Annotated in this window: 8 protein-coding genes; 1 reads left to right on the top strand and 7 read right to left on the bottom strand. The window is 40.5% G+C overall.

What is annotated here, in order from left to right; all coding sequences use genetic code 11:
* Positions 1-270: 270 nt before the first annotated feature.
* From rbsK to ABES03_RS12590, 7 genes are all read right to left on the bottom strand, one after another.
* Entirely contained in the window at positions 271-1,194 is a 924-nt protein-coding gene (gene rbsK, locus ABES03_RS12620; RefSeq protein ID WP_430117624.1) for a ribokinase, read from the bottom strand.
* A gap of 71 nt (positions 1,195-1,265) precedes the next feature.
* Positions 1,266-2,225: a substrate-binding domain-containing protein gene (locus ABES03_RS12615; RefSeq protein ID WP_307285028.1), complete on the bottom strand. Its 960-nt coding sequence runs from the start codon at positions 2,223-2,225 to the stop codon at positions 1,266-1,268.
* Positions 2,226-2,243: 18 nt separating this feature from the next.
* Positions 2,244-3,224, bottom strand: a complete 981-nt coding sequence (locus ABES03_RS12610; protein ID WP_430117623.1) for an ABC transporter permease — start codon at positions 3,222-3,224, stop codon at positions 2,244-2,246.
* Positions 3,217-4,713, bottom strand: coding sequence for a sugar ABC transporter ATP-binding protein (locus tag ABES03_RS12605; protein WP_430117622.1), 1,497 nt, complete (start codon positions 4,711-4,713; stop codon positions 3,217-3,219). Before ABES03_RS12605 ends, ABES03_RS12610 begins: the two co-directional genes overlap by 8 nt.
* Before the next feature lie 32 nt (positions 4,714-4,745).
* The gene (gene rbsD / locus ABES03_RS12600; RefSeq protein ID WP_309859030.1) at positions 4,746-5,144 is read right to left on the bottom strand and encodes a D-ribose pyranase; all 399 of its coding nucleotides are present in this window, start codon (positions 5,142-5,144) and stop codon (positions 4,746-4,748) included.
* A gap of 36 nt (positions 5,145-5,180) precedes the next feature.
* On the bottom strand, positions 5,181-6,203 hold the full coding sequence (locus ABES03_RS12595) for a LacI family DNA-binding transcriptional regulator (protein WP_430117621.1): 1,023 nt from the start codon (positions 6,201-6,203) through the stop codon (positions 5,181-5,183).
* A gap of 233 nt (positions 6,204-6,436) precedes the next feature.
* Positions 6,437-7,360, bottom strand: a complete 924-nt coding sequence (locus ABES03_RS12590; protein ID WP_430117620.1) for a serine hydrolase domain-containing protein — start codon at positions 7,358-7,360, stop codon at positions 6,437-6,439.
* A 168-nt stretch (positions 7,361-7,528) separates the two neighbouring features.
* On the opposite strand from ABES03_RS12590, the gene ABES03_RS12585 reads away from it, so the two are divergent.
* On the top strand, positions 7,529-8,089 hold the full coding sequence (locus tag ABES03_RS12585) for a glycerol-3-phosphate acyltransferase (protein WP_430117619.1): 561 nt from the start codon (positions 7,529-7,531) through the stop codon (positions 8,087-8,089).
* Positions 8,090-8,634 lie beyond the last annotated feature (545 nt).

Here is an 8,634-nt window from a genome sequence, read left to right as displayed (position 1 = left end):
CGGGCACTTTTTCTCTTTGCTCGGGCATTAGAACCTTTTTCTATTTACCGGTCGTGCACTTTTTCCTTTTGCTCGGGCATTAGAACCTTCTTCTATTTAAAAGTCGGGCTTCTTTCCATTGGGTCGGAACATAAAATACCATACTATCAAAAACTGTGGCTGTGACAAATTTTATACTTTTCTTACCTTTTAAAAAAAAGACAGCGAGCACACTCTGCCCGCTGTCTTTTCCATGTGGACAGTGTCCACGGATGGTGCCTGACACCTATTTTACGCTTTTTTTGCTACTAGTTCTTCTACTTCATGTTGGTATGGCATGGCAGGTGCAGTTCCGATTTTGGTGACAGAAAGGGCTGCAACGGCGTTGGCGTAGGCCATGGCTTCACGTACGGAAAATCCGTTGCTTAGGGCGTGAGCGAATCCTCCGTTAAAGGCATCTCCCGCTCCTGTTGTATCAACCGCTTCAACCTTAAAGCTAGGTACCAGTTCTCCACTTTCTCCACCTGTAAAAAGGTAAGCACCCTTTGAACCTAGAGTGATAATTACTGTACCCACCCCTTGGCTGTAGATTTTCTGTGCGGCAACTAAAGCAGATGCCTCATCAGTTACTTCTACTCCCGTTAATTCAAAGGCTTCTGTTTCATTAGGTGTAATATACGCGATATCCGCTAGGATTTCTCTTGGAAACTCCTGATAGGGAGCAGGATTTAAAATCACCGGTACACTCCACTTCTTGGCCAGACGTACAGTCGTCTCCACTGCCTCAATACTGGTTTCTAATTGAACTAACACAACGTCAGCTTCTTTGAATGTTTCTTCAGCAACTACCACTTCTTCTTCCGTAATCGTACCACATGCCCCTAATGCCACCACAATGCTATTCTCGCTCCGGTCATCAACAGCAATCAAAGCAGCCCCAGTCGCTTGATTAGGGTCCACCTTCATAAACTGGGTGTTTACTTTTTCCGCAGTAAAATGCGCCAAGGCCTCTCTTCCAAAAAGATCATCACCCAATTTAGTAATAAATGTTACCTCTGAACCAGAACGGGCCGCTGCCGTTGCCTGGTTCCCTCCTTTTCCACCTGGTCCCATCTTGAATGGGCCACCTAGAACCGTCTCACCTGGTTTCGGAAGGTGAGGAGTACGACTCATTAAATCCACCACATAGCTTCCCACTACAACAACCTTTGACATGAAGAAACCTCCCTTTAAAGTAGTAAAAACGCAAGGTTAGATGCGTTTTTACTACTCTAACTATTAATCTATTACTTAGTTTTAACCTCATTTACGTTCTTAGGAGTCACAAGTGTTGAATCAAGAATTACTTCTTTGTCAACTGATTCCTTTTTAGAAATTTTTAAAGCTGTCTTAACCGCTTCTTTTCCTAGGAATACTGGTGGTTCAGCAATGGTTGCTTCTAATTTTCCACCCTTAATCGCTTCAATAGCAGGGTCAACTGCATCACAGCCGATTAGAGTAATTTCATCAAGACGGCCTGCTGCCTCGATTGCAGCTAAGGCACCAAGAGCCATTTCATCATTTGCTGCGTATACACCATCAATCTTAGGGTTTGCTTGTAAAATATCTTCCATTACTTTCATTGCTTCACCACGGTCAAAGTTTGCAGCCTGTCTTGCAACCACTTTGAATCCAGGAGTTTCGTCCATCACAGAATTGAACCCTTTACTTCTGAACTGTCCTACGTTTGTTCCTAAAATCCCTTGAATTTCAACAATGTTTCCTTTACCGCCAAGAGCTTCTTTTAAGAAGTTACCAGCAATTTTACCAGACTTAAGAGCGTCAAAACCAATATGAGTAACTACTTCTCCGCCATTTGATTGACGGTCAATTGTAAATACAGGGATTTTTGCATCGTTAGCTTTTTTAACACCTTCTGCGATCGCATCACTATCGGCAGGGTCAATAATAAGTACATCGATATTTTGCTCTAAAAGGTTTTCAACATCTGCTAATTGTTTACCAGGGTCGTTTTGTGCATCTGTTACAACAAGATCGATCTTATCTTCCTTTGCTTGTGCTTCTGCCCCTTCTTTAACAGCTACGAAGAACGGATTGTTTAGGGTATTCATGGAGAGACCGACTTTTAGCTTGCCATCCTTAGACTTTGAACCGGAAGTTTTTGTACTTGAACCTTCGTCCATACTGCAACCAACAAGACCAATAATAATCGCAAATAATGCCAACAAAGAAATAATCTTTTTCATCTTAATACCCCCAATGTTTTATTTTTTAATTTTTGAAAACTTACTATCTACTAATACAGCAATTAGAATGACAAGACCTTTAGCAATACTTTGATAGAATGGAGAAACGTTCATCAAGTTAAGAACATTATCAAGGACCCCCATAATTAAAGCCCCGATAAGAGTACCCGTAACTCCACCTTTTCCTCCTGCTAAACTAGTCCCTCCAATAATAACGGCCGCGATAGCATCCAACTCAATTCCTGTACCCGCAGTTGGCTGAGCTGACATTAATCGTGAGGTATAAATAATAGCGGATAAAGCGGAAAGCAAACCTGAGATTCCAAAAACAGCTATTTTAATAGCTCTCACATTAATACCTGCGAGAATAGCCGTTTCTTCATTTCCACCGATGGCAAAGATATATCGGCCAAAGCTGGTGTATTTTAACATCCAATACATGAATCCAAAAACAACAAACATAATGATAATCGGAATAGGAACTCCGAAGAAACGACCGCTCCCAATATAACGGTATAGGTCATTACTTACTACTAATGGATAACCCTTCGTATAAACTAGCGTCATCCCGCGTGCAATAACCATGATTGCCAAAGTGGCAATAAAGGAAGGGACACCGAATCTTGCTGTAATAAAACCATTAAAGAGTCCAAATAGTAATCCTACGCCAAGTGCAGCAAGCAGTGCTAATGCCAGTGGCCACCCAGCGGTCAACGCACCTGCTAAAATAGCTCCTGAAAACGCCATAACAGCTCCAACCGAAAGGTCAATGCCTGCTATTAAAATGACGAGTGTCATCCCGCTTGCAATGATGGCAATAATGGATACTTGACGAAGCACATTCATCACGTTACTCATTGTAAAGAATACATCTGACAATGCCCCTGCAATCCCACACAATACAATAAAAATCAATAATACACGGTACTTTTCAATGAGGGAAAGCCAATTAAAGGCTTCCTTTTGCACCTCTTGCTTAACAGGTGTCGTACTAGGCATTCGTCACACCCCCTGATGCGTAATAAAAGATTTTTTCTTGAGTCGCTTCATGCTGACTGAGTTCAGCTGTTATTCTTCCTTCATTCATTACTAAAATTCGATTGCTTAGGCCTAGCAATTCCGGCATTTCGGAAGAGATCATGATAATGGAAATCCCATCCTCTGTAAGCCTTTTCATAATTTGATAAATTTCAGCTTTTGCCCCAACATCAATACCCCTTGTTGGTTCATTTAAAATTAGCACTTTGGGATTCATCTGAAGCCATTTTCCGAGGACAACCTTCTGTTGATTTCCTCCACTTAGCGTCCTGACTTCTACGCTCGGATCATGAACCTTTATCTTTAGATCCTTGACCCACCGGTTTACAATTTCATCTTTCATTTTCTTCTTGGAAACGCCAAACCGCGATATCTTCCGATAAGTAGGTAAAAGGAGATTTTCATAGACTGATAACCCAAGGACTAAGCCTTCCTGCTTACGGTCATCTGTTACCAGAGCAATACCTGCATCAATCGCTCCCCTTGGGCTCTTTACTGTCTTCGAATCTACTTTTACGGAACCGTTCATATTGCTGTATAAGCCAAATATCGCTTTTGAAAGCTCCGTCCTTCCAGAACCCATTAATCCAGCAATCCCAAGGATTTCTCCTTTTTTAACGGAAAAATTAATGTTATGTAGCATGTCCGGAACCGAAACATCTTTGACTTCAAGTTGCACATCGGTAGCAGGAGTACCCTTTTCTGGATACAAGTCAGTCAACTCACGGCCTACCATCATCGTAACCATATCATCTTTTGTAACGTCCTTTACCAAGGCACTCCCGATGTATTTTCCATCCCTTAATACAGCGATTGAATCAGCAACTGCTTGGACTTCTTCCAAGCGATGGGTAATAAAAATGACTCCCATTCCCTGTTGCTTTAAGTCCTTCATAATGGCTAATAGTTTACTAGTCTCTTCATCATTTAAAGCAGCTGTCGGCTCATCCATGATAATGATTTTTGAATTAAAGGAAAGTGCCTTGGCAATCTCGATTAATTGTTGCTCTGCCACAGACAGGTCAATGATTAAATCATCCGGTGACACACGTGTTAATCCTACCCGGTCTAGCCAAATTCTTGTTTCATCCCTAACCTGTTTACGGTTTATGATCCCTTTTGTTTTGCGCGGCTCACGACCAATGAAAATATTTTCTGCTACACTCATATGCGGAATTAAATTAAATTCTTGGTAGATAATACTGATTCCAAGACTTTGAGAGTGTTTTGGCCCTTCAATCGTTACGGGTTCTCCATTTATATAGATCTGCCCATTACTCGGCTGATGAACACCTGCAAGCACCTTCATTAACGTGGACTTACCGGCTCCATTTTCACCAAGTAAGGCAAGGATCTCTGACTGATTTACATGAATAGATACATGATCAAGAGCTTTCACTCCAGGAAACTCCTTCGAGATTTCCCTCATTTCAAGTAACGTTGTACTCATTCATCTGTCCCCCTTTGAACGAGCTTTCATTTTTAGTAAACAACTCCTGCTACTAAAATAACATTGGCATATCCAGTAAACTCACCTGTTCGTATTAATCCTCTTGCTTGTTTGGTTTGTTGTTTAAACTCCACATGTGGAACGTATTCAATTGGTATATTTTCAAAGCGGCTCACAATTTGATCATGCATTTCTGGACTGACTGTTTTGACTTCCTCTGCTAGAATGACTTTCTCAACCTCAAGTTCTGTCAAAACCGTATCTAGCGTTTCTAAAAATCCGGGTACACCTTCCTTGAGTGCCAAATCAATTCGATGGGTCACATTTTCAGGAATAGGTAAACCGGCATCTGTCACGACAACATAGTCTGTATGACCTGTTTCAGAGATTAATTGATTAATTCTTGGATTTAAAATTCCGCCTTTTTTCATCGTGTTTATCTCTCCTTATGTTAAAAATGTAAACGTTTAGATTTTTATTTTTACTTGGCAGGATTCTCGTATTTTTAATTCAGGTGATAAAAGATATTCTCTTTTTGGAAGCTCACCCTTCATATTCATTCGTTCGTATAATAATTGGACAGCAATTTCGCCAATTGTCATCATGGGTCTAGATACCACCGATAATCTCGGCTTGATAAATGTAGCAATTTCTACGTCGTCAAAACCTATAAAGGATACTTCATCTCCCAATTTCCAATCTAAATCTATTAAGCCTTTAATACACCCAATAGTCATAAGATTGTTTGATGAAAAAATGGCAGTGGGTCTATTTTCTGAATCATACAGTTCATGTGCTCCCGAATAGCCGCTGCCTTCCATAAAATCTCCTTGAATAACCAAGCTTTCATCAAAAGGAATATTATAATCCTCGAGTGCTTTTTTATAGCCTAAAAACCGTTCAAGTCCAGGAGTGGTTTGTTGTGGGCCACAAATGATAGCGATTCTTTTATGCCCTTGTAAAATGAGGTGCTGTACGGCCTGATAGGAACCATTCACATTGTCAACCAGTACTGTATCAACATCAAATTTCTTGATGGCCCTGTCAACAGCGACGATAGGTATTCCTTGATCTTGTAAGAGTTTGATATGATCTCCCGTCTCATTGGCGGTTGTAATAATGACGCCATCTACACCACGTTCAATAAAGATCTTCACGATTTCTTCTTCTACAATCGGTGATTCATTGGTGCTACTTAGAATTGTGTAGTACCCTAGTTCTCTCGCCTTTTGCTCAATTCCAGAAACCACTAGCGGAAAGAATGGATTTTTAATATCTGGCACAATAATGCCAATGGTATGTGTTTCTTTTCTTTTCATACTTCTTGCTACAGCGCTGCGGATGTAACCAAGTTCATTGATAGCGTTTACAATTCGATCTTCAGTTACTTTTCGAACGCCACCTTGGTTATTAATTACCCTCGAAACCGTAGCAATTGAGACCTTTGCAAGCTTTGCAACATCTTCAATGGTTGGTTTGTACTCCATCATATGTATCCCCTAAAATGTAAACGTTTAGATTTATGTTTTAAAAAATAATAGACTCAAAGATTCTAGTCTACTGGTTATGTTCTCTTCAAATGTAAACGTTTAGATTTTTTATAATTTGATAATATCACCGCCTAGCATCAAAATGCAAGAGTGTTTTTTAAATGTTTTAAAAATTTTTAAAACATAAACATCTCCCTTATATTAGAAACCAATTCATGACTCCACCTAGTCTTCTATGCCTCATTTAAACTACTCTTTTTAAAGTACTGTAACGGTTTAAAGGTATCGTTGTTTAGGTCACTAGTAAATGTAACGATAAGTTGATTTTCAGGGGCGACAATAATGTACTGCCCTCCATATCCCATGGCAAAGTAGGACTGTGGCTGCGCTGGTTGATGATCATCATCGGTTAAGATCCACCAATGATAGCCATAGGAGCCAATTTTATTATAGGTATGAAAACGTGGAATCGTAGACTCCTTCACCCAATCCTCCGAAACCACCGTCTGGCCATTCCACTTTCCTTCCTGTAGCATCAACCGCCCAATTTTTAGCATATCTTCTACCTTTAATGACAACCCAAAGCCACCGATTACTATCCCTTTCGCATCCGAATACCATGTATAGTCACTTATCCCCAAGGGCTTAAATAAGTAAGCATTCGCATATCCTATTAAAGACTTACCTGCCGCCTTATGGAGAATGGCACTTAACAGATGGGAGCACCCTGAATTATAGTGCATATTTTCTCCTGGAGCCTCAACCATCGGTCTTTCTAGGATAAAACGAACCCAATCTCGCGAATTAATCATGGGCATGGCTCTCCCACCCCAGCTCGTAAATTCTGGCCAATCAAATCCGGGGGTCATTGTAAGTAGATGCTCGATCGTTAATTGCTTTTGCCAGTCTGTTAGGTTTGGAAAAAAGTCAGCTATTGACTGTTGAACTCCCTTTAGATCACCACGATCAATCGCAATTCCCACTAAAATAGAGAGCACACTCTTTGTAACAGAGTTTAACTTATGCTGTTTGTCCTTCATTTTATTATTTTTATAGTATTCGAAAACTAAAGAATTCTCTTGCTGGATGAGACATGAGGTGATTTTATCCTTTTTTATCTTTTTCTCTAATTCAGTTAAAATATTATTTGAAATCACTGGATTTTCACCTCAATATAAAAGCAGTGGTATTTAGCTGATTTTTTCCTTTATGGAATACAATTCTACCTATGTCCTCTAAGACCTCCATCTTTTTTAAGATTTTTTTTACCTAAATAGAACGTGGTGCCTGACACCATGTACTACGAATCTTTAAGGAGTGAGTCAATGATTTATCTTTATCTAGTAATTTCTTATTTAATCGGTTGTGTCATGTTCGGATATCTGATCACAAAGATGTTTTATCATAAGGATATCAGGCATCATGGTAGCGGTAATGTTGGGGCTAGGAATGCTGGACGGCTCCTTGGAAAAAAAGCATTTGTTCTCATCTTTGTAGGTGATGCCTTAAAAGGTGTTCTTGTCATATGGCTCGCTCGCTATTTAGAATTATCCGCACCCGTTCAGATGCTAGGGTTAGGAATGACCATTATCGGCCACCTAAAGCCGGTCACCTTGAAGTTTAAGGGTGGAAAAGGAATTTCAACCTTTATTGGGGGAATGGTAATGTTTGAACCACTCCTAATTCCTGTCATAATCCTAGGATTTCTGGTCCTTTATCCTTTTACCAAAAGCTTTACTTTTGCAGGATTGGGGGCATTTCTGCTTATTCCTGTGTTTCTAGTAATCGATCAGGTTGACTGGATGAGCTGCATCATAGCTGGGGGTATTCTTGTGATTATACTCTTGGCGCATTCTGGGAATATCAAAGAGAGGCTGAATAAATAAGGGCATGTTACTGGAAACATGCTCTTATCCTTGTTATAAGTAAACATTCTTTCTTTTCTGCCACCTCTTCGGGCACGTAGAGCCATCCTACGTTACCCTTTTCTCTTTTGACTACCTCTTTGGGTACGTAGACCGCTTTTACCTTACCCTTTTCTCTTTTTGACTACCTCTTCGGGCACGTAGACCGCTTCTACCTTACACTTTTCTCTTTTTGACTACCTCTTTGGGTACGTAGACCGCTTCTACCTTACACTTTTCCCTTTTTGACTACCTCTTCGGGCACGTAGACCGCTCCACGATACCCTTTTCTCTTTTTGATTACCTCTTTGGGTACGTAGACCGCTTCTACCTTACCCTTTTCTCTTTTTGACTACCTCTTCGGGCACGTAGACCGCTTCTACCTTACACTTTTCCCTTTTTGACTACCTCTTCGGGCACGTAGACCGCTCCACGTTACCCTTTTCTCTTTTTGACTACCTCTTCGGGCACGTAAAACCTCTCTATGTGACCCCGGCACTACTTCAAACGATTAAGTCCATATAATT

Origin of the sequence: Neobacillus rhizosphaerae (assembly GCF_050477885.1) — a bacterium.
GTDB classification, from domain to species: Bacteria; Bacillota; Bacilli; order Bacillales; family Cytobacillaceae; genus Neobacillus; species Neobacillus rhizosphaerae_A.
This window is presented reverse-complemented; position numbering and strand designations above follow the sequence as displayed.